This is a genomic window from Providencia sp. UF-183 (assembly GCF_058246155.1).
Window position 1 is genome coordinate 87,128 of the sequence record NZ_JBSICD010000016.1, and the last position, 18,487, is coordinate 105,614.

The following is an 18,487-nucleotide window of genomic DNA, read 5'->3' on the forward strand; positions in this document are numbered from 1 at the left end:
AAATCTGTGATGAAGATTGATGTTTGCCTGCTTTATCGCTTGAGAGATAATTTACTACAAATGGAGCAAGATATGAAATCAATTGCGGTTATTTTAAGTGGCTGTGGTGTATTTGATGGAAGCGAGGTTCATGAGTCAGTATTGACTATGTTAGCTTTGAATCAAAATAATGCTGAGGTTCATTTTTTTGCACCTGATGAATTGCAACCTACTGTTATAAATCATGTAAATGGAAACGAAAAAACAGAAAAACGCAATCAATTAGAAGAGTCTGCGCGTATTACACGTGGAAAAATATCCCCTTTATCCTCTGCTGATGCCTCTAAGCTTGATGCGCTCATCATTCCTGGTGGTTTTGGCGCTGCAAAAAATTTATGTAATTTTGCTGTCAAAGGCAGTGACTGTGAAATTAATAAAGAACTATTAAGTTTAGTTCGCCAAATGCACCAACAGAAAAAGCCGCTAGGACTGATGTGTATTGCACCTGTAATGCTGCCAAAAATGTTAAATACATCAGTAGAATTAACTATTGGTGATGATAGTGAAACGATTGCCCAAATAGAAAGTATGGGGGGAAAACACATCAAATGTCCTGTTGATGACATTGTTGTTGATGAAGTTAACCGAGTTGTCACAACCCCTGCTTATATGCTGGCACAATCAATTTCTGAAGCAAATATAGGGATTAATAAGCTTGTTGAGAAAGTATTGGAAATGGCGTGATTATTTGAATGCTAACTATTGTTTCTAGGTTGTGGCATGGGTTAAAGAAGATCACATTTTCATTACTTGTGGTGTGGTTTTGTACTGTCATCATTTTTAAATATGTACCCGTGCCATTCTCTGCGGTCATGGCCGAACGGCAAATAAGTGCGTGGTTAAGCTTAAACTTTTCTTATGTTTCAAACTCTACTTGGGCAAATGAAAATCAGATCTCTCCGTATATTTATTTAGCGGTTATCGCATCAGAAGATCAAAATTTTCCACATCATTGGGGTTTTGATCTTGATGCAATTGAACGCGCTTACAAGCATAATGCGAACAATAAACAATCAATTAGAGGGGCTTCAACAATCTCTCAGCAGACCGTTAAAAACTTATGGTTATGGGATGGAAGAAGCTGGATTAGAAAGGGCTTAGAGACATTAATAACACCAGTAATGGAGCTTATGTGGTCTAAGCAGAGGATATTGACTGTTTATCTAAACATTGCGGAGTTTGGTGAGGGGGTTTTTGGTGTTGAAGAAGCCTCAAATAAATTCTTCAATAAGCCTGCCAGTAAGCTTTCGATGAGTGAAGCTGCACTTTTAGCGGCAGTTCTTCCAAATCCACATCGCTATAGTGTAAAAACACCATCTTCTTATGTCTTGAAGCGGCAGGCGTGGATACTGAACCAGATGCACCTTTTGGGTGGTAAGAATTTTCTGAAAGTAAACGATGTTTTGTCTGAATAAGAAAAAAGCCATAGTTTTTCACTGATGGCTCTTATTCTTATTCGGATATATTATTGTTTATGATTAATTAAGATAAGTGAAAGCAGTCGTTACTCGACGGACGCCATCTGTCTCGCTGGCGATTTTAGCCGCAGCATCACCTTCTTGTCTTGTTAATACGCCAAGTAAAAAAACCTCTCCATTTTCAGTGATGACTTTTACACTGCCTGATTTGACACTGTCACTGGCCAAAATTTTGGATTTTACTTTAGTTGTTAGCCACGTATCTTTTGAGGCAGTGCCTAAATCGACAGGCTCACCGCTACGTACCTCATTATAAACTGATACAGTGCCATCAACATTAGAGGCAATTTGCTTAGCACGTTCAGCCCATGACATATCAGGGCTCTGTCCAGTTAATAGCACATTACCTTTATAAGCAGTGGCAATAATACGAGCCTTACCTGTGATTTCTTTGTCTTTATTAAGCTGCCCACTGACACGAGCTTCGAGTGTGCCATCATCAACCTGTTGACCAACAGTTCGTGGGTCAGAAGCACTCTTAGTGGCAACCGCTGCGGAACCAACAACAGCGGCACCAATACAGCCTTGTAAAAGGATCGTACTGATTACTATGGCAAAAATGGGTATTAATCGCATTTTGTCTCCTTAATCATCCTGATGGGGGAAAAGAGTATTATCTATAAGATCACATAGACAATTTACAGTAAGAAGATGAACTTCTTGAATTCGAACACTGCGCTGAGAAGGAATACGAATTTCAACATCTTGTGGGCCAAGTAGCCCCGCAAGCTCTCCACCATCGTAGCCAGTAAGGGCGACAATGGTCATATCTCGAGTGACAGCTGCTTCAACCGCTTTAATAATATCGCTACTATTACCATGGGTAGAAATAGCCATTAAAACATCACCATGTTGCCCTAGTGCTCTAACTTGCTTCGCGTAAATTTCAGAAGGCTGTTTACTTCCAGAAATAGCAGTAAGCACGGCATTATCCGTATTGAGCGCAAGAGCAGGAAGGCTGGGGCGTTCGGTTTCAAACCGATGGATCATGCTAGCAGCAAAACGTTGTGCAGTAGCCGCTGATGCACCATTACCACAACATAAAATTTTGTTGCCATTAAGTAAAGACTGAACCATCATCATTGCGGCTCTTGAAATCGCATCGGGCAGCGCCTCGGCGGCTGCAATTTGAGTTTGAATGCTTTCGGTGAAGCAGACTTTTATTCTATCTAGCACTGGTTTTTTCCTGTAAAAATTTACCCGTCATTCTTCGCACTGTCGCTGTGTTGACTGCAACGCTCATCCTAATCACATACTTTTGTATGCTCATAGGATTAGCTCATTTGTCGCCTTGCGACAGCACGAATTATTTAGGGTAAACCCGTCATGTCCGTACTGTCGCGGTGTTGACTGCAATCGCTATTGGTAAAGGATACAATAGCTCGCTGACGAATATTAACTCTCTTCATTAAAGGCGTTTTGTATCCATTCGAATTGATTGCCCGTAATGGCACAAATATCAAATCGACAGGCACTGGTTTCGAAACTCTCTTGCCGTTGTGCGAGCCAAACCTTGGCTGCGGCTAATAATTTTCTACGTTTATGCCAGTTTACTGATAAAAGTGCATCACCGTAATCACAATTTTTGCGAAATCGCACTTCAACAAATACCCAACCTGTTTTATCACGCATAATGAGGTCAATTTCCCCACCTCGATTTCTGGCATTGCGTTCAATAAAAGTTAGCCCCTGTTTTTTCAGGAAGGAGAGAGCCTGATTTTCGTAATATCGGCCTGTTAGCCATCTTAAGGGTTTTTGAATTGCTTTCATGACGTCCTTGTCTGAAAAAGCCATCATCCTGATGGCTTATCTTTAATTTTACTGAGCAGGGACAACTTGCCCTTGTTTAAACTGTAGCCATGGCAATTCACGAAATACCACGCAGTTAGCCTGTGTACTCAATGTTCCCGAGGCGCCGTTGATCCTCACTTGCCCTGCTTGTTGCAGTTTGTCGTAATTATTCGCTAATGACCATGCATCAATCCCCATCGCATATAAACGGAATAATGAATAATCATTGCTGAGTTTTTGTTGCGCTTGCTTACGTAGGTTATTATTTGCACCTGCAAGCAGCGGGATCTCGCTGAATTTTACGCCATCCATTTCAAAACGGTAGTCTGCGCCTGAACCTGCTTGGTTGCTGCGAGAGCTCGTGTATAGTGCAGGGCGAGAACGAGAGCTGATTGCCATTTCTATCATTGGTTTAATCAGCGTGAGTTCATCGCGTGTTGCAACGATATAAACAGAATCAATTGCGCCACTCGCACCGTCTAACTGGTTGCCTGTATTAACGGGGGTTCCCGCCATGCGGATCCCAGCACCACGATTAATGGATTCTTTTAAAGAAGGTACTGAACCGAAGGTTTGCATTAATACGGCTCCTCCACCTTTTGACTGCCACCCTTGAGCGAAGGCTTTGGCTACCCTATCCCCAAACGCATTAGCAGGCACTAAAACCAATGGCATTTGTTTGCCTTGTGCTTTCATATACGCCGCCGCATTTTGCGCTTCATCTTCAGGGGAAAGCGAGAAGTAGCAAAGATTTGGACGTGGTTGCAATTGATTGGCATCTAATTCGTTCAATGCCAATACGCTAACGGGAGCACCCATTTGTGCAATAGTTTGCACGTCGTTTTTCAATAATGGGCCGACAACAAGGTTGAAACCTTCGTTCTTCGCTTGTTCGAGTAATTGAGGCATTTGTTTGCCTGTTGTATCAAACACTTTGATGGTTTGGGTGTTAACAGGGGTAGCATCAATGCGTAGGCTGGATGTGACGATATCTGTATCAGTCGATGTGCCACCAGCCGTATTTGCAACTTCTGCGTAAATTTGGTCTAGAACATCGTTGCCACTACTTGGTTGTGGCGCTGTTCTTGCTGGTGTCGCTGCACCTTGGGGGATACCTTTTTGTGCATCCATAAACCCTTGCATGATGGCTTGACCAAACACTTTGCCTTGACCACTCATTGGCAGGAATAAGGCAATTTTCGGGCTACCACCAACGCGAGGTAGCATCGCTTGGATAAGCTGAGTCGGAGCTAAAGTCGCCCCTGGGTTGCTTGAGTAACGCATTTTCCAGTCATTAAAGCCAGCACGAAGGGCATCAGGGTCATCTTGGTTATTTTGATAAATATCGAGAAGATCAACCCAGCCTTGAAGATTATTTTCCTCTGCGCCAATTCCGTGAATCTGATCTGGCGTCAATTGTGTTAACATCTTCCATAATCCATCGATGTTAGCTTGGCGCTCAGCTGCTGTCGTTAATAATGGTTCTTGGTTAATGTAAGCACGAAGTGCTTCCAGAGAAGGTTTGCCTTGAGCCGCATCAATGATAGCTTGGTAGCTGTTGGCATCGGACGTACTTTGCTCAGGTGTTTTTTGGGTGGAAGGGAAATAATCTGAGACAATTTGGCACCCAGAGAGTGCAAATGTGGACAGCATTGCTGTGCAGATTAACCCTTTTTTCAAATGCAAAAAAATTGAAGGACGCATACTGTATCCAATGGTGTATTTTTCAATTGCTTAATTTTAAACCGGCTATTCGGATGAAACAATGAACCAACCTAATCAAGCTGTGGTTATGGCATCCACGCTGTATATCGTCCCAACACCGATTGGGAATATGGGCGACATCACGCAGCGCGCGTTGGATGTTCTTAAACATGTTGACCTAATTGCGGCAGAGGACACTCGGCACTCAGGCATTTTATTGCAAAATTTCGCGATAAATGCACGACTGTTTGCTCTGCATGATCATAATGAACAGCAAAAGGCAGATCAATTAATTAGCAGACTTCATCAAGGTGATAGTATCGCATTAGTCTCAGATGCAGGTACACCTTTAATTAATGATCCGGGTTATCATTTGGTCAATCGTTGCCGTGAAGCTGGTATTCGAGTCGTACCTTTACCCGGAGCTTGCGCGGCAATTACTGCACTATCAGCCGCGGGTTTACCATCAGACCGTTTTTGTTATGAAGGCTTTTTGCCTGCAAAAACAAAAGGTCGGAAAGATGTCTTGCAATCACTTGAACAAGAACCACGCACGCTGATTTTTTATGAATCAACCCACCGTCTACTAGACAGTTTAGCAGATATGGTGGAAGTCTGGGGGCCAGATCGCCATGTTGTTTTAGCTCGTGAAATCACCAAAACATGGGAGTCTATTGAAGGGCGCCCTGTGGGTGAGTTATTGGCTTGGGTGAAAGAAGATGAAAACCGTCATCGCGGGGAAATGGTATTAATTGTTGAGGGTTATAAGAAGCCTGAAGATGATTCAGCGATTTCACCAGATGCTATCCGCACACTTAATTTGCTGCAAAAAGAGCTGCCACCGAAAAAAGCCGCGGCGATCACCGCAGAAATTTACGGCTTAAAGAAAAATATGCTGTATAAATTGATGTTAGATAATCAAGGTGATGAATGATTTTTAAGCAAATAGCGCTATCAAGGGCTTAAGTCGTCAATTGCCTGCCTGAAAGTCTGTACAAGCCGTAGCAAAGTGCCTATAATTCGCCGCGGAGTTGGCCAGACAACCGCTGCTTTATCGTAGTCCCTTCGGGAGACGGGTAGAGGGGAGGAAAGTCCGGGCTCCATAGGGCAGGGTGCCAGATAACGTCTGGGAGGCGCAAGCCTACGACTAGTGCAACAGAGAGCAAACCGCCGATGGCCTGTTTACAGGATCAGGTAAGGGTGAAAGGGTGCGGTAAGAGCGCACCGCGCGACTGGCAACAGTTCGTGGCACGGTAAACTCCACCCGGAGCAAGACCAAATAGGGGTTCATATGGTGCGGCCCGCATTGAACTCGGGTAGGTTGCTGGAGCCAGTGCGCAAGTGCTGGCCTAGATGAATGGTTGTCCACGACAGAACCCGGCTTATCGGCCAACTCCCATTTTTTCGTCATACTTCTTTTTTCGTCATATTTAGCGCTGTCACAGCGTTAGCTTCATTCAGCAACGCTAGTCACATACTGGTGTATGCTCCTTTTTTTCGTCATACTTCAAGCTGTGCCTGTGTTGGCTTCATTCGTCAACCCTAGTCACATACTGGTGTATGCTCCTAGGGATTTCCTCATTTTGCCGCCTTGGCACAACTCGAATTATTTAGAAAAAATCTGAAATTAGAAGAAAAAGTCATATTTTTCTTTTCTGAGCTGCCTTCATTATTTTGTTGAGTCAAACTATTAACGTCATCAGCCCCTGATGCAAATCAATACGCTCTTTAAATATGTAAATACAATAATGGTATTTAAAATGCATGTTAAAGAGATAGGCTAGATGGCAAAGAAACCTCATATTCGCTACATGCGACGTCCCGGTACAGTGGGCGGTAAGCTCCCTTGGAATGACTGGCGAAATGCCTCGATGTGGCGAAAAATAGTCCAAATTATCCTGTTGGCGATAAACCTTTATATCGGTATTACCTTCTATTACTGGGTACGTTATTTTGAAACTGGGGGCGAAACGCTGTATCTGCCACGCCCGGGAGGGATTGAAGGCTGGCTGCCTATCGCAGGGTTAATGAATGTCAAATACACATTAGAAACAGGAAGCTTTCCGTCGATTCATGGGGCGTCGATGTTTCTGTTAGTGGCGTTTATTCTTATTAGTTTACTGTTGAAAAAATCCTTTTGTTCATGGATGTGCCCAATAGGAACGATATCGGAATATACAGGGAAATTAGGACAGAAGCTGTTTCGTTATCAAATCAATCTCCCTAAATGGCTCGATATTCCCCTACGAGGCCTAAAGTATGTGCTGTTAAGCTTCTTTCTTTATATTGCATTTTCTATGTCAGCGCAGATGATCCAATACTTTATGATGTCGCCTTATGGGATCATTATTGACGTCAAAATGTTGGATTTTTTTCGCCATATTAGCGACTTTGCATTGATTAGCGTGGTAGTTTTGGTGGTGCTGAGCTTATTTATTCGTAATGCTTGGTGCCGTTATCTCTGCCCTTATGGCGCGCTGTTGGGGCTATTTTCACTACTTTCACCCGTTATAATTCGCCGTAATGTAGAAAGTTGCATTGATTGTGGAAAATGTGCGAAAAACTGCCCATCGCGCATTCCGGTGGATAAGCTTATCAAGGTAAGAACGGTAGAGTGCACGGGGTGTATGACCTGTGTGGAGTCTTGCCCTGTTGCGTCTACGCTGGATTTTTCGCTGCAAATACCCACGCAAAAACGCCAATTTCCGTTATCGGGGATTGTCATGGCGGCTTTGACCTTGGCAATCTTATTTATCATGATTGGTATTGCTGCTTTCTTTGGGGTATGGGATAGCCCTGTGCCAGATAATTATTGGTTTCATATTATACCGAATGCACGAAGCATAGGTCATTAATAGAGAATGAAAAAAGCCCCACACATACTGGATGAGTGGGGCATTTGTTGTTTTGGTCATTTTGTCACAATGACTCTGTTTGTAACGTCTCGCTTATATTTATTTTCTGACTGCTTTTTACTGCTTTTAACACATCAATTAACCGCTTGCTTAACCATCTGCAATAATTGACGCACATCTTCTGGGCGCGTATCACCCGTATCTTTATCAATAATAGAACTATAAATATGAGGAATGATTTTCTTCACGCCTGCATCGAGGGCGATTTGCAAAATTTCGGCAAAATTATCTAAATCAATCCCCCCAGTCGGCTCTAAAGAAAAATCAAATTTTGCACAGGCTTTGGCGATGGCTTTATATTCTTCAATATAGGTTAACCCTTTCATATTGAAGAATTTAACAGAATCTGCGCCCATATCTTTTAGCATCATAATTGCAGTTTCAATAGGAACGATGCCATCAGGGGCTTTAGAGCTAAGCGGGCCTGTGGAAATTTTGACCATTCCAATTGTGCCTGTTGGGGAAATCAGCGCATTTACAAACGTTTCATTTTGGCCGAGTAAAGCACGGCTGATTGGTGCTCCTGTAAACACTTGGTTGACGTGTTGCGGTTGAATTTCTTTTGAAATCAAGGAGACCATTGTGGATTGGTTCGGATCACCTGCACCTAAGCCCACAGATAATGCATTATCGGTTTCTTTGGCATAAATGCGCATATCGGCGATAGCACTGTCTAAGTCAGGGTAGTTTTTCGATAACACACCGACAACAACAAAGGTTTCTGCGGCGGCATAGATATCTTTGGCATTTTGGTGGCTACCTGCCAACACATTTAAACAAACGCGGTCACGGTAAAAATTCGGTGACAATTTCATCTTAAATTCCTTCTACTAACAAACGAATATTCTTTGCAATAACATCAAGTTGTTCAGTACTGACACTGCGGATATCCGCTTCAACTTTCCCTTCGTTGGCTTTATATTCACGGAAGTAAATAGCGGTATCGCCTTGTTTTAAGTCAGCCATAATTTGGTAGGTTGTTTTGCCAATCGCTTTTTCATCGAAGCTGATTTCGGTACGGGCGATGTCGCGGCCTGCGGCATCCCAGACGACTTGAGCTGAAATGCCCTTAATGGCATTGAGGTCACTGATAAACTTCGTCATTCGCGTGACCATTTCCGCACCCGTTTCTTTTTGCGCAGTTAAGTATTGTTCGATAGCAAGGGTTAAGCCCAAAATGCCTTCTTTGCCGACTTTCATCGCACGGCCAATACCTTGGCTTTGGCGTTTTACCCACTCAACATACTGTTTTTTACCAACAACTAAGCCACTGGTTGGCCCTTCAATGGCTTTTGCGCCACTGTAAATCACAATATCGCCACCCGCTTGGTAATACGCGGTTAACTCTTCTTCTGCGGCTGCATCAACAATCAATGGCAGCTGGTGGTCATGTGCCACTTTGGCCGCTTGTTCGACGGTTAACATGCTTTTTTGTACAGTATGATGGGATTTGATATACAGAATCGCAGCCGTATTTGGGGTGATTTTTGCGGCTAATTGCGCGGCGCTGCATTCGTTTGCAAAGCCAGCTTCAATCACCTTTCCGCCCCCTAAAGACACCATTGTGTCGACAGGTGCACCAAAGTTGACGTTATGCCCTTTGGGTAAAATAATTTCACGTGGAACAACTTTTTCTGAGGAATGCAGGTTCAACAATAAATCATCATCGTCCTGCACAATCACACCCGCAACCGCTTGGGCAATACCTGCTGAGGCGCAAGACACCACGACAGCGGCTTCGACGTTCAGCAAATTGGCGATGTATTCACCTGTTTTATTAACTAAGTCTTTAATTTCAAAGTAATTATTAAGCCCGTAAGCAACACGCTCAACAACTTCAGGCGTCGGTGTTGATACGCCGAGTATGGTCATGCGGCCAGATGCGTTGATAACGTGTTTTAACTGATACTTCTCATAAATCGATTGCATGTTCAGATTCGCCTTGTGCATGAATAATATGTTTACCACCAACGATAGCGGCAATAGGTACAAAGCGGTGTGTACCTACACGGTGTTCGCCTTCTGCGTCAGTGAGTTCAGTTTGTTCTTCTTTCAGATCAAACAACGTAATGTCTGCATCGAAACCGGGTCTTAAATACCCTTTAGCTGGGAGCGATAAGAAGCTAGCGGCTTTTTCAGTCACACAACGTAAAATTTGCTCAGCGCTAAAGCCCATGCACAGGAATTTAGTCATCACAAATGCAAGGCTGTAAACGGGGCCATTCACGCGATTACGATGGTAAATATCGGAGCTGATAATGTCTGGGTATGTACCGATGCGCATGGCTTGCTCGGCCACTTTAAAGCTAAAGCTTTCACCGCCATGACCAACATCTAAAATGACGCCTCGTGCCAGTGCCCGGGCAATGGAGGGTTTAAGGTAGCCATCATCGCCTAAAATTTTGTTTGGTTTGCCATTAAAGCAGTGAGTGATGATGTCGCCTCGTGTTAGTAAGTCAGCCACTTCATCAATATCTGGTGGGTTATTGCCGATATGCACCATCAATGGAAGATGGTGTTTTTTCTGCATCTCTTTGGCTTTAACGAGCGGCGCAATGCCATTCTCACCCACAACGCTTTTACTCATACGCGCTTTCATTCCCACCACAAAGCCTTGGTGGCGTTCGATAGCTTCTTGGAAACACGCTTCGTTGATGTTGTTCATATCGGACAATTCATTTTGTGCGATGATGCCAATGCGTGAAATATTCAACAAAGAAAAGACGTTGGTTTTGGACTTTTTGGTTAATTGGTGAAATTTATCAATATCGTCAGCACCGACACTCCCAGCATCAACCAGTGAGGTCACACCGCCCGCAGCGCCTGCTAAATCGGGGTCATCAAAGTAGATAGGTGACTCGGCAAAACAGTGTGCATGAGAATCAATCCATCCCGCGCTGACATAGGTTTTCCCTTTCAGGTCAATGACTTTGTCAGCTTGTTGGTTACAGGCTAACTCAGGACCTGCCGCCTCGATTTTTCCGTCTTTAATCAGAATATCGATAATCGTGCCATCGATACGTTTACCGTGTTTGATGATGAGTGTGTACATAAGTTGCCTTCTTTATTTTCGGTGCTCGTCATACTCGTCATACTTCAAACCGCAGCGTTGTTGGCTGCTCTTGCGCTACCCTAGTCACATACTGGTGTATGCTCATAGGGATATCGTCGTTTGCCGCCTAGCCGCAATTTGAATTATTTAGAGTATGCTTAAATGCGTGTTCTAAATGATGCGAATTGCAGTTTTTAGAGTCCTAATCACATACTGATGTATGTGTTCATTTGCCGCCTAGTCGCAATTTGAATTATTTAGACCATGCTTAAAAGTGTGTTCTAAATGATGCAAACCGCAGTGCTGTTGTATCTGACCCCGTTTTTACGTCATGCTATTTTGTGACCCGGGGCATATACCCCGGGAAAATACGTGTTAAGCAGCGATAGGGAAGAAATAACCGAATAACATCGCGCCTAAAATTGCCCCACCGGCAACCGGTTTTTGCCAGACGTAAAAGATCAGGGCGCCAATCAGTGAACCTATCCCGATTGGAATGGAAGCGGCCATTGCGGCTAAGATAATTAACGGGCCTAAGAATCGACCTGAAGTATTACCCGCACCCATCATGACGTCAGCACCAAAGGTTGAGTTGGCTTGAGCAATGGTGAACTTACGCGCAAACACAATCAGTAAGCCGATTAGCACGCCAAGGAATAACCCTGTCAGTAATGAAATCCAGAAGTTAGTGACTAAGATATCCCAACCTGCTGCGAGGAACAGCGCAGGGACACCTAGGCCAATACCGGTTTGTAGTGCGCCACCGATATCCAAAATCCCCACCAGTGAGCCTTCGATAATTCGAGCGAATAAGAAACTCGCACCGAATGCCGCGACGGCACCATAAACCCCAGTGTCGAGCCCTGCACGTAACATGGCGACAAACGCCACTTCGTTAAATGCGCCGAACCCGTAAACCACGTACATATGGGTACCCGCGAAGATCCCTGCTGATAGCAGCCCAACAAAGATGGGGAATGACCATTCTGCGTACCAAAAATCGTCTTTATTAATTTCAGTTGTCATGATTATTTCCCGCTTAGCAGTCCGTGGACGTATTCAAGCCACAATGGTTTGTCTAGGTTGAAAGAGGTGATCATCTTCAGGTCAAATTCACGGAAGAAGCCACTCAGAACGAACAACAGAACGACAGTGATCATCATGGTGCGTGTGATGCGGTTCCAGCCGTTGTCATCAACGCCTTTACCAATCAGGATACCTAATACTAAACCTGGGATAGCGTTACCCATGATTAACTGAGCACAACCACCGAACAGCGTTGCCCAGAAACCAGAGCGACGGCCTGCATCCATTGCCGCTAACCAGAAAATAACTGGCATCACGGTATTTACCAGCAGGTTTGCCGCAGGAACAAGAACGTTAATTGCCGTGGTTTGCAGTGCCGCAGGAACCGCAGATGCGGTAGTATTTAAGAATGCCACTACGAATGCCCCGATGATGGCACAGGCAATCGCCATTTTTTTCGGGTTATGCAGGGTTTCTGCTACGTTACGGTTTTTGGTTAGCAGTGCCGCGGCACCCCAGTTTGGAATGATACGGTGGTCAACGTCTTGGGTGAACGCACCCGCTGCAACAGACGATGCCCATGCGTTAAAGAAGAACCCTAAGCCGAAAGAGAAGTGAGATGCTGGGTCGCCTTCACATGCGTTAAGTTCGCCCAATGTACGAAATGCCCCCATCCCTTGCACAGTTGGTGCGTGGAACATACGTGCCGCGCCTGCGCCTAAACCGAAGCCGCAGAGCCCACCGATAATGAGGGACATGCCCAATATTTCTAAAAAAGATGCAGTTTCACTCATGGAATTAACTCCAGACCTGATTGCTATTATTGTTCTGTAAATGGTATTTCGTTGACAGAAAGTAAGGTAACATCCAGCGAAACGTCGAGTACAACACGGAAATGTTCACGTTTGCGTGGCAAAAAGATGAATAGAAATTTTTCTGTCCGCGAGTGCGAGTGAGCACTAACAACCTCAACATCCTTTGGTTCTATCCGCAGGATGATGTCTGTGCTGTTTTTCAGTACGGTTTTTTGAATCGAATTTAAGGCGTCCGCAATGGCTTTTTGCTTGGTGTCGCCTTGCCCTGTCACCCGTACTGTCGTTTCGATCGATTTTTTCATTAAGCGTTGCCGTATTTTTTATTAAATGCTTTAACTAAGCGCTCGCCTAACTCTTCCTTGTCCATAAAACCGAAACCTAATACATTGCAACCTTCCGCAATGGCGGTTTCTCCCTCTTCGATAGAGCGCATCCCATAACGAGCTTTATAGCCATATTTGGTTTGAGCGGTGATAGCACCTGCGCCGCCACTGCCACAAAATGAAATCCCAAGGTCGGCTTGCTCTGCGTTCATGACATCACCGAGTTTCATATCGGCTGCCACACCCGGTACAACAATCGCTTTACCGCCAGCTGCTTCAACGCCTGCAGCAACTTTTTGCCCTTTACCTAAACGGTCTCCGATCACAATAACGATCTGTTTCATATAAATATTCTCCAATCCTACAACTTAAAAATTAATCATTTGAACGAACGACTTCAAAGTGAACAGAAAGCAAATATGTCTCTTCTGGTGCTAAGCCGGGGAGCGTATCGACAACCCGCTGAGCTAATGCAATCGAATGTTGAGAAATCTCATCGAATAGACTGATATCAACCTCCGGTAATGCCTCGCCAGTTTTCGCTCTCGCTACCATGGCACGCAGATGAGACTCCAACATTTGTTGTTGTACATCGGTGGTGTAGCAGTCCTCTTGCTTGAGCCAGTCAGTAATCACTGCCAGCAGTTTTTGTGTGACCTCATCAATATCAAGGTCGTGCTCTAACATTTGAAAAACGACAACTGATTCACTCATAACTATTTAAAATCCAAAGTAATATTGCTAGTTAAACTACTCTGTTCCTTCATGTCTTATACATTAGACGCTTATTGGTAATTTTTGCAGGCAGTGAATTTCCACTTAGAAGTGGAAATAATTTGGAAATTAAATTAAGTGAAATTGGTTTGTTATTTAACCTATTTGGAAGTTAAGTGGAAAAATTGACATGAATCAATCATCGGTAAATGATTGGATTGGTGAGGGATTTGAATTAATTTTAATAAAATCAATCGAGTATATTTTATGGGTGATAACTGGAAATGGAAAATATAATTGGAAATTAAAGTGGAAATGAAAAATTAGCGTAGGTGACTTCTGACGATTATGGTTTCCACTTAGCCATTTAGCACGTAAAACAAGCGAGTATAAAGGGAAAAAGATTTCGTAGAGTTGTGGTTAGGATCACGTAAAAGGCAGCAACTCCCACTTTTCCACCTTGAAGTGGAAGTTGCATGAGGGCTATAGCACCCTTGCTAAGCTGTCTTTGGCGATCATTTGGAATTCATTGAAGTTTTTTACGCTGACCAGACGTCGGGTGGTTTTTTCCTTCACAAAGGTGACGAATAAGTCGTAAATTGCCATTGCTTCTTCATAGTCAGTTTTACTGATGGCGAGCAGGAAAATGACATAGGCATTTTCTTTGGTTTCTTTATTCCATTCAATGCCTTTAGGGGCAACAACCGTAGCAACAACTGTCTTGTTTGCCAATAAACCTAACGAATGGGGGAGGGCGATACCTTCACCCAATAGGGTGGAAACAATGGACTCGCGTTCTTGCAAAGACGGGTAAAATTCAGGCGTGACGTAGCCTTCTTGCTGTAATTTATGGCAAACGGTTTGGAATAACTCTTCTTGGCTGATTTTTTCGTTAATCACCATAAAAAATCGCTCGTCAAAAAAGCGTTCGATAATGTAAGGGCGAGTTTGATCCACCATCGCGAGCCGCCCAACTTGTTCTAACTGGTAAGGTGTTGGGAAGGGCGCAATTTTGATAACCGGTTTATTTTTCTCAGAAATTCGTACCGTTGTGATCACAAAATCCTCACTCACTTCACTCAGCGATTCATATTCTTGCAAGGTGAGCCCGCGGCTAAATTTCAATTGTGGAAATTCGCGCATAATTTTGGACTCAACCACACGGAACGTTGAGTTCCCCGCATCGGTAACAACCAGAACCTCAGTTTGGCGTACCGAGCCAGCACCATAGTTACGCTCAAGGCTCACACCAATATGAACCGCAAGGTAGCCCAGTTCATCTTCACTGATGGGGTGAGGAAGTAATTGCTTACTCGCACTGGTTAACGCACTGAGCGTGACATCATAGGCGAACGGATAGTATTGTTTTATATCCGATAATAGTGGGTTTGGCGTGGAAATATGGTACTGCAAGCGGGTGATCAACGCAGCAAGATGCGTGTTGAGATCTTTTTTGAGTTTTTCATCATTTCGTAAGTCATAATTATATAACTCATTAATATAGTTCAATATATGCTCTGAAAGCGCATTGTGACTGCCACTTTTTTGTGTGGAAGAGTCTTGGTGGCTAATGCGCTGAGCAATAATTTGATCATGCAAGTAACTCAGTTCTGCATTAGAAAGGTCATTGCCTAAAAAGTAAATTAGCCCTTTTGAGATTTCATCACAAGCTTTGCGGATCACCTCTTCCGTTTCATCATTTTTGACGGAAGTGGTGAGTTCATGGCCTCGAGTGATGCGTAAAATGGTCACAGCACAGTTAAAAACGAGGTAGAGATGCCCTTCATTACTGATACGAATATCAAAGCGATTCATACTGTTATGAAGCACTTTATCAATATAGGTCAAATCCAAATTATCTAAGCTATCTGGGTGGAAGGTGGTTAAATCAGGGGTGATTTGCTCTGAATAACGGCGCCATAAGGTTTCCGTCATACAAGCGCGAATTGCCCATTCACTGCCATTGAGGCGAATGCCTTGGTGGGGAATACTTTCCAGTGCGATTTGGTATTTTTGCAGTTGTTCCCTGACTGCGCCCATATCTTGTTGCAGGGTACCGCGACTCACAAACCACTCTTCTGCGATGTCATCAAGCTTGACCGGCAGGGATAACATTAATAATTTCAATAGCAACGCATCAATACGCTCTTTGCTGGTGCGGGGGATGGCGCTGTCTTCTTCGCTGCGTTGTGTAAAAGTAGCAAACAGGGTTTCATCTTCAACTTTTAAACGATAGCCTCGCCCTCGTTCATACACGATGTGCGCGTGATATTCTTCAATCAACTCATTGATTTCATTGATATCAGAACGGATTGTCCGCGTTGAAACAGAAAAACGCTTGGCAAGTTCATCTTGAGGAACGACCTCATTGAGAATTTGGGCAAAAATTTGATTGTGCCGTTGTTGAGTGAATAGCGCCACGAAAACACCTTTAAAATCAAAACGAAAAAAGCCATTGAGCAAAAAATGGTTAAATCTTTCACTCACTAATGGCTGGACTCTATCACAGGCTTGTCAATATATAGGATATGTAAATGATTAAATTTGCGAATCGGTTCGCAAATTTTCCCTCGTACTCGATAAAATACGAGGGATTTTGATTTTAGGCGGTAGAAAATTGGCAGTAAACTTAGTTTTGTTCGCCGAGGTCAATCAATAAACCGCGAAAATCTTTATTAGCGGTAATTTCAAACTCGTCTTCGTTTTGCAAAAAGACCCCATCATTACAGCTCATGGTTAACGTTTCACCGTGTTTATTACGCAAAGTCGCGCCGCCATGTATTGACTGCAAAAAGGCATTTCGGCCTTTTATGGACATCGTTGATGATGACTTTGGCGCTAAGTGAATTTGGTTTATCCAAATTTGTTGACGTAGCTGAATGCTGTTTTTTTCGCCATCTGGCGATGCCACAAGGCAATTTTCATCTTCAGAAATTGTCACTTTTTGCAACGGTAATGACTCTTGCTGTGGGCAAGCATTTAGCCAGAGCTGCAAACGTGTTAATGGCGTTTGTGGGCAGACATTTTGCTCGCTATAACTCAAGTCTGGGCGAGGTGAAAAGCGTACGCAATCACCTTCATTTGCATCAACGGTATTCCCTAAACTATCGCGGTATTGTGCATGTCCTTTTAGGACGATATTTAAGATATCGACATGGGGATACATTCTTGGCTGTAATGAGTTTTGCGGCGCTATAACCTCTTGATTCAGCACTCTTAGTGTTTTGAATCCCATAAAATCAGGGTCAAAATAGTGACCGAAAGAAAAAGCATAGCGAGCTTGTAGCCAACCATAGTCTGCTTTTCCGCAATGGTTAACGGGTCTCAATGTCATCATAATGGTTAACCCTCATCCAAATAATAAGTTAATAATCTATTGTTATGATAAATAGCTGGACGTTGAATTGTTAGCCAGTTAATCTGTTTCCCTTGTTCAAATTTCCTGAAAGAGATACATCATGAGTAAAGAGAGAGCATTAACGCTTGAATCATTAAGGGTGATGGATGCAATCGACCGACGTGGCAGTTTTGCAGCGGCAGCAGAGGAGTTAGGTCGAGTGCCATCCGCGCTAAGCTATACCATGCAAAAGTTAGAAGAAGAGCTCGATGTAATTTTGTTTGACCGTTCAGGACATAGAACCAAATTTACCAATGTCGGTAGAATGTTGTTGGATAGAGGCCGTATTTTACTCGAGGCGGCGGATAAGCTGACGTCAGATGCGGAAGCGCTTGCTAAAGGTTGGGAAACACATTTAACGATTATTTGTGAGGCATTGGTACCCGCACAGTCATTATTTCCGCTGGTGGAACGTTTGGCTGAAAAGTCAGAAACGCAGCTATCATTGATTACGGAAGTGCTGGCAGGGGCATGGGAGCGCCTCGAAAGTGGTAAGGCGGACATTGTGATTGCACCCGATATGCATTTTCGTTCGTCATCAGAGATTAACTCAAAACCGTTATACACCATTAACCATATTTATGTAGCAAGCCCTGATCATCCGATTCACCAAGAACCAGAGCCACTTTCTGATGCAACGCGGGTGAAATACCGTGGGATAGCGGTTGCGGATACTGCCCGTGAACGCCCGGTGATCACCGTACAGTTGCTGGATAAGCAGCAGCGTTTAACGGTATCAAGTATCGAAGATAAGCGTAATGCACTGTTGGCAGGGCTTGGCGTGGCGACGATGCCGTATCCGCTGGTGGAGCAAGATATTCGTGAAGGGCGTTTGAAAGTTGTTGGCGCGGAATTTAGCCATGAGACGACGATTATTATGGCGTGGCGGAGGGATAGTATGGGGGAGGCGAAGTCGTGGTGTTTGCGTGAGATCCCCAAATTATTTCGTTCATAACGTCGTCATACTTCGCACTGTAGCTTTGTTGGCATCGTTCCCTAACCCTAGTCACATACTCAAGTATGCCCCTAGGGATTAGCAAGCTTGCCGCCTTGCTACAGCACGAATTATTTAGACGTTAATAGCAGTTTTAGAACCCCATTATTGCCGACAATTCAAACTATTTAGAGTCTACGAGTGCAGTTAACTAGCTATGATTCAAAAAAGTAAAACAATCTCAGCCTGATATTTAGACTTGGCTCATAAACTAAAAGAATAAATAAGGCTTTCCTACA

19 protein-coding genes and 1 other RNA gene are annotated in these 18,487 nt (G+C 43.8%); 6 read left to right on the forward strand and 14 right to left on the reverse strand.

Annotated features, from left to right (window positions below):
• Positions 1 to 72 precede the first annotated feature (72 nt).
• Entirely contained in the window at positions 73 to 723 is a 651-nt protein-coding gene (gene elbB / locus AC4IFT_RS15225) for an isoprenoid biosynthesis glyoxalase ElbB (RefSeq protein ID WP_490733419.1), read from the forward strand.
• 8 nt (positions 724 to 731) lie between these two features.
• A complete protein-coding gene (gene mtgA / locus AC4IFT_RS15230) occupies positions 732 to 1,454 on the forward strand; it encodes a monofunctional biosynthetic peptidoglycan transglycosylase (protein WP_490733417.1) in 723 nt (240 codons plus the stop codon).
• A gap of 63 nt (positions 1,455 to 1,517) precedes the next feature.
• On the opposite strand, the gene dolP is transcribed toward mtgA, so the two are convergent.
• The 4 genes from dolP to AC4IFT_RS15250 all read right to left on the reverse strand — a co-directional run bounded on the left by dolP (position 1,518) and on the right by AC4IFT_RS15250 (position 5,012).
• Positions 1,518 to 2,093, reverse strand: coding sequence for a division/outer membrane stress-associated lipid-binding lipoprotein (gene dolP, locus AC4IFT_RS15235; RefSeq protein ID WP_047756668.1), 576 nt, complete (start codon positions 2,091 to 2,093; stop codon positions 1,518 to 1,520).
• A gap of 9 nt (positions 2,094 to 2,102) precedes the next feature.
• Positions 2,103 to 2,693, reverse strand: a complete 591-nt coding sequence (diaA, locus tag AC4IFT_RS15240; RefSeq protein ID WP_004908326.1) for a DnaA initiator-associating protein DiaA — start codon at positions 2,691 to 2,693, stop codon at positions 2,103 to 2,105.
• A 219-nt stretch (positions 2,694 to 2,912) separates the two neighbouring features.
• Positions 2,913 to 3,287, reverse strand: coding sequence for a YraN family protein (locus tag AC4IFT_RS15245; RefSeq protein WP_490733414.1), 375 nt, complete (start codon positions 3,285 to 3,287; stop codon positions 2,913 to 2,915).
• Between the two features lie 48 nt (positions 3,288 to 3,335).
• Positions 3,336 to 5,012, reverse strand: coding sequence for a penicillin-binding protein activator (locus AC4IFT_RS15250; protein ID WP_490751746.1), 1,677 nt, complete (start codon positions 5,010 to 5,012; stop codon positions 3,336 to 3,338).
• A gap of 61 nt (positions 5,013 to 5,073) precedes the next feature.
• Here AC4IFT_RS15250 and rsmI point away from each other — a divergent pair, with 61 nt between their 5' ends.
• From rsmI to AC4IFT_RS15265, 3 genes are all read left to right on the forward strand, one after another.
• Positions 5,074 to 5,946, forward strand: coding sequence for a 16S rRNA (cytidine(1402)-2'-O)-methyltransferase (gene rsmI / locus AC4IFT_RS15255; RefSeq protein WP_490733411.1), 873 nt, complete (start codon positions 5,074 to 5,076; stop codon positions 5,944 to 5,946).
• 93 nt (positions 5,947 to 6,039) lie between these two features.
• Positions 6,040 to 6,413: RNase P RNA component class A (gene rnpB / locus AC4IFT_RS15260), an RNA gene on the forward strand.
• A 383-nt stretch (positions 6,414 to 6,796) separates the two neighbouring features.
• On the forward strand, positions 6,797 to 7,867 hold the full coding sequence (locus tag AC4IFT_RS15265) for a 4Fe-4S binding protein (RefSeq protein WP_490751748.1): 1,071 nt from the start codon (positions 6,797 to 6,799) through the stop codon (positions 7,865 to 7,867).
• Positions 7,868 to 8,001: 134 nt separating this feature from the next.
• Here the strand turns inward: AC4IFT_RS15265 and dagF are convergent, their stop codons facing one another.
• The 10 genes from dagF to AC4IFT_RS15315 all read right to left on the reverse strand — a co-directional run bounded on the left by dagF (position 8,002) and on the right by AC4IFT_RS15315 (position 17,194).
• Positions 8,002 to 8,742 carry a 2-dehydro-3-deoxy-phosphogluconate aldolase gene (dagF, locus tag AC4IFT_RS15270; protein WP_490733407.1) on the reverse strand — a complete coding sequence of 247 codons (741 nt, stop codon included), beginning with the start codon at positions 8,740 to 8,742 and terminating at the stop codon, positions 8,002 to 8,004.
• A gap of 1 nt (position 8,743) precedes the next feature.
• Entirely contained in the window at positions 8,744 to 9,856 is a 1,113-nt protein-coding gene (locus AC4IFT_RS15275) for a DgaE family pyridoxal phosphate-dependent ammonia lyase (RefSeq protein ID WP_490751750.1), read from the reverse strand.
• A complete protein-coding gene (locus AC4IFT_RS15280) occupies positions 9,840 to 10,979 on the reverse strand; it encodes an amidohydrolase/deacetylase family metallohydrolase (protein ID WP_490733403.1) in 1,140 nt (379 codons plus the stop codon). The genes AC4IFT_RS15275 and AC4IFT_RS15280 overlap by 17 nt, the downstream gene beginning before the upstream one ends.
• Before the next feature lie 375 nt (positions 10,980 to 11,354).
• On the reverse strand, positions 11,355 to 12,005 hold the full coding sequence (locus AC4IFT_RS15285) for a DUF4310 family protein (protein ID WP_219244547.1): 651 nt from the start codon (positions 12,003 to 12,005) through the stop codon (positions 11,355 to 11,357).
• Between the two features lie 2 nt (positions 12,006 to 12,007).
• Complete coding sequence (locus AC4IFT_RS15290; RefSeq protein ID WP_206083579.1) at positions 12,008 to 12,799, reverse strand: DUF4311 domain-containing protein; 792 nt, start codon at positions 12,797 to 12,799, stop codon at positions 12,008 to 12,010.
• Positions 12,800 to 12,825: 26 nt separating this feature from the next.
• On the reverse strand, positions 12,826 to 13,122 hold the full coding sequence (locus AC4IFT_RS15295) for a DUF4312 family protein (RefSeq protein ID WP_047756106.1): 297 nt from the start codon (positions 13,120 to 13,122) through the stop codon (positions 12,826 to 12,828).
• Positions 13,122 to 13,487: an SFCGS family glycine-rich protein gene (locus AC4IFT_RS15300; RefSeq protein WP_206083580.1), complete on the reverse strand. Its 366-nt coding sequence runs from the start codon at positions 13,485 to 13,487 to the stop codon at positions 13,122 to 13,124. The genes AC4IFT_RS15295 and AC4IFT_RS15300 overlap by 1 nt, the downstream gene beginning before the upstream one ends.
• A 31-nt stretch (positions 13,488 to 13,518) precedes the next feature.
• Positions 13,519 to 13,857, reverse strand: a complete 339-nt coding sequence (locus tag AC4IFT_RS15305) for a transcriptional antiterminator (protein ID WP_206083581.1) — start codon at positions 13,855 to 13,857, stop codon at positions 13,519 to 13,521.
• Between the two features lie 483 nt (positions 13,858 to 14,340).
• Entirely contained in the window at positions 14,341 to 16,320 is a 1,980-nt protein-coding gene (locus AC4IFT_RS15310; RefSeq protein WP_490733523.1) for a BglG family transcription antiterminator, read from the reverse strand.
• Positions 16,321 to 16,486: 166 nt separating this feature from the next.
• Entirely contained in the window at positions 16,487 to 17,194 is a 708-nt protein-coding gene (locus AC4IFT_RS15315; protein ID WP_490733401.1) for a pirin family protein, read from the reverse strand.
• A gap of 121 nt (positions 17,195 to 17,315) precedes the next feature.
• Between AC4IFT_RS15315 and AC4IFT_RS15320 the strand changes: the two genes are divergently transcribed.
• Positions 17,316 to 18,209 carry a LysR family transcriptional regulator gene (locus tag AC4IFT_RS15320; protein ID WP_219244544.1) on the forward strand — a complete coding sequence of 298 codons (894 nt, stop codon included), beginning with the start codon at positions 17,316 to 17,318 and terminating at the stop codon, positions 18,207 to 18,209.
• Positions 18,210 to 18,487 lie beyond the last annotated feature (278 nt).

What these genes read in the sequence shown, in the direction of transcription:
- AC4IFT_RS15275 (WP_490751750.1), bottom strand. Translation starts at nt 9,856, where the DNA reads ATGCAATCGATTTATGAGAAGTATCAGTTAAAACACGTTATCAACGCA.
- elbB (WP_490733419.1), top strand. Translation starts at nt 73, where the DNA reads ATGAAATCAATTGCGGTTATTTTAAGTGGCTGTGGTGTATTTGATGGA.
- AC4IFT_RS15280 (WP_490733403.1), bottom strand. Translation starts at nt 10,979, where the DNA reads ATGTACACACTCATCATCAAACACGGTAAACGTATCGATGGCACGATT.
- AC4IFT_RS15295 (WP_047756106.1), bottom strand. Translation starts at nt 13,122, where the DNA reads ATGAAAAAATCGATCGAAACGACAGTACGGGTGACAGGGCAAGGCGAC.
- AC4IFT_RS15320 (WP_219244544.1), top strand. Translation starts at nt 17,316, where the DNA reads ATGAGTAAAGAGAGAGCATTAACGCTTGAATCATTAAGGGTGATGGAT.
- AC4IFT_RS15290 (WP_206083579.1), bottom strand. Translation starts at nt 12,799, where the DNA reads ATGAGTGAAACTGCATCTTTTTTAGAAATATTGGGCATGTCCCTCATT.
- AC4IFT_RS15305 (WP_206083581.1), bottom strand. Translation starts at nt 13,857, where the DNA reads ATGAGTGAATCAGTTGTCGTTTTTCAAATGTTAGAGCACGACCTTGAT.
- dagF (WP_490733407.1), bottom strand. Translation starts at nt 8,742, where the DNA reads ATGAAATTGTCACCGAATTTTTACCGTGACCGCGTTTGTTTAAATGTG.
- dolP (WP_047756668.1), bottom strand. Translation starts at nt 2,093, where the DNA reads ATGCGATTAATACCCATTTTTGCCATAGTAATCAGTACGATCCTTTTA.
- AC4IFT_RS15250 (WP_490751746.1), bottom strand. Translation starts at nt 5,012, where the DNA reads ATGCGTCCTTCAATTTTTTTGCATTTGAAAAAAGGGTTAATCTGCACA.
- rsmI (WP_490733411.1), top strand. Translation starts at nt 5,074, where the DNA reads ATGAACCAACCTAATCAAGCTGTGGTTATGGCATCCACGCTGTATATC.
- AC4IFT_RS15265 (WP_490751748.1), top strand. Translation starts at nt 6,797, where the DNA reads ATGGCAAAGAAACCTCATATTCGCTACATGCGACGTCCCGGTACAGTG.
- AC4IFT_RS15300 (WP_206083580.1), bottom strand. Translation starts at nt 13,487, where the DNA reads ATGAAACAGATCGTTATTGTGATCGGAGACCGTTTAGGTAAAGGGCAA.
- mtgA (WP_490733417.1), top strand. Translation starts at nt 732, where the DNA reads ATGCTAACTATTGTTTCTAGGTTGTGGCATGGGTTAAAGAAGATCACA.
- AC4IFT_RS15285 (WP_219244547.1), bottom strand. Translation starts at nt 12,005, where the DNA reads ATGACAACTGAAATTAATAAAGACGATTTTTGGTACGCAGAATGGTCA.
- AC4IFT_RS15315 (WP_490733401.1), bottom strand. Translation starts at nt 17,194, where the DNA reads ATGATGACATTGAGACCCGTTAACCATTGCGGAAAAGCAGACTATGGT.
- AC4IFT_RS15245 (WP_490733414.1), bottom strand. Translation starts at nt 3,287, where the DNA reads ATGAAAGCAATTCAAAAACCCTTAAGATGGCTAACAGGCCGATATTAC.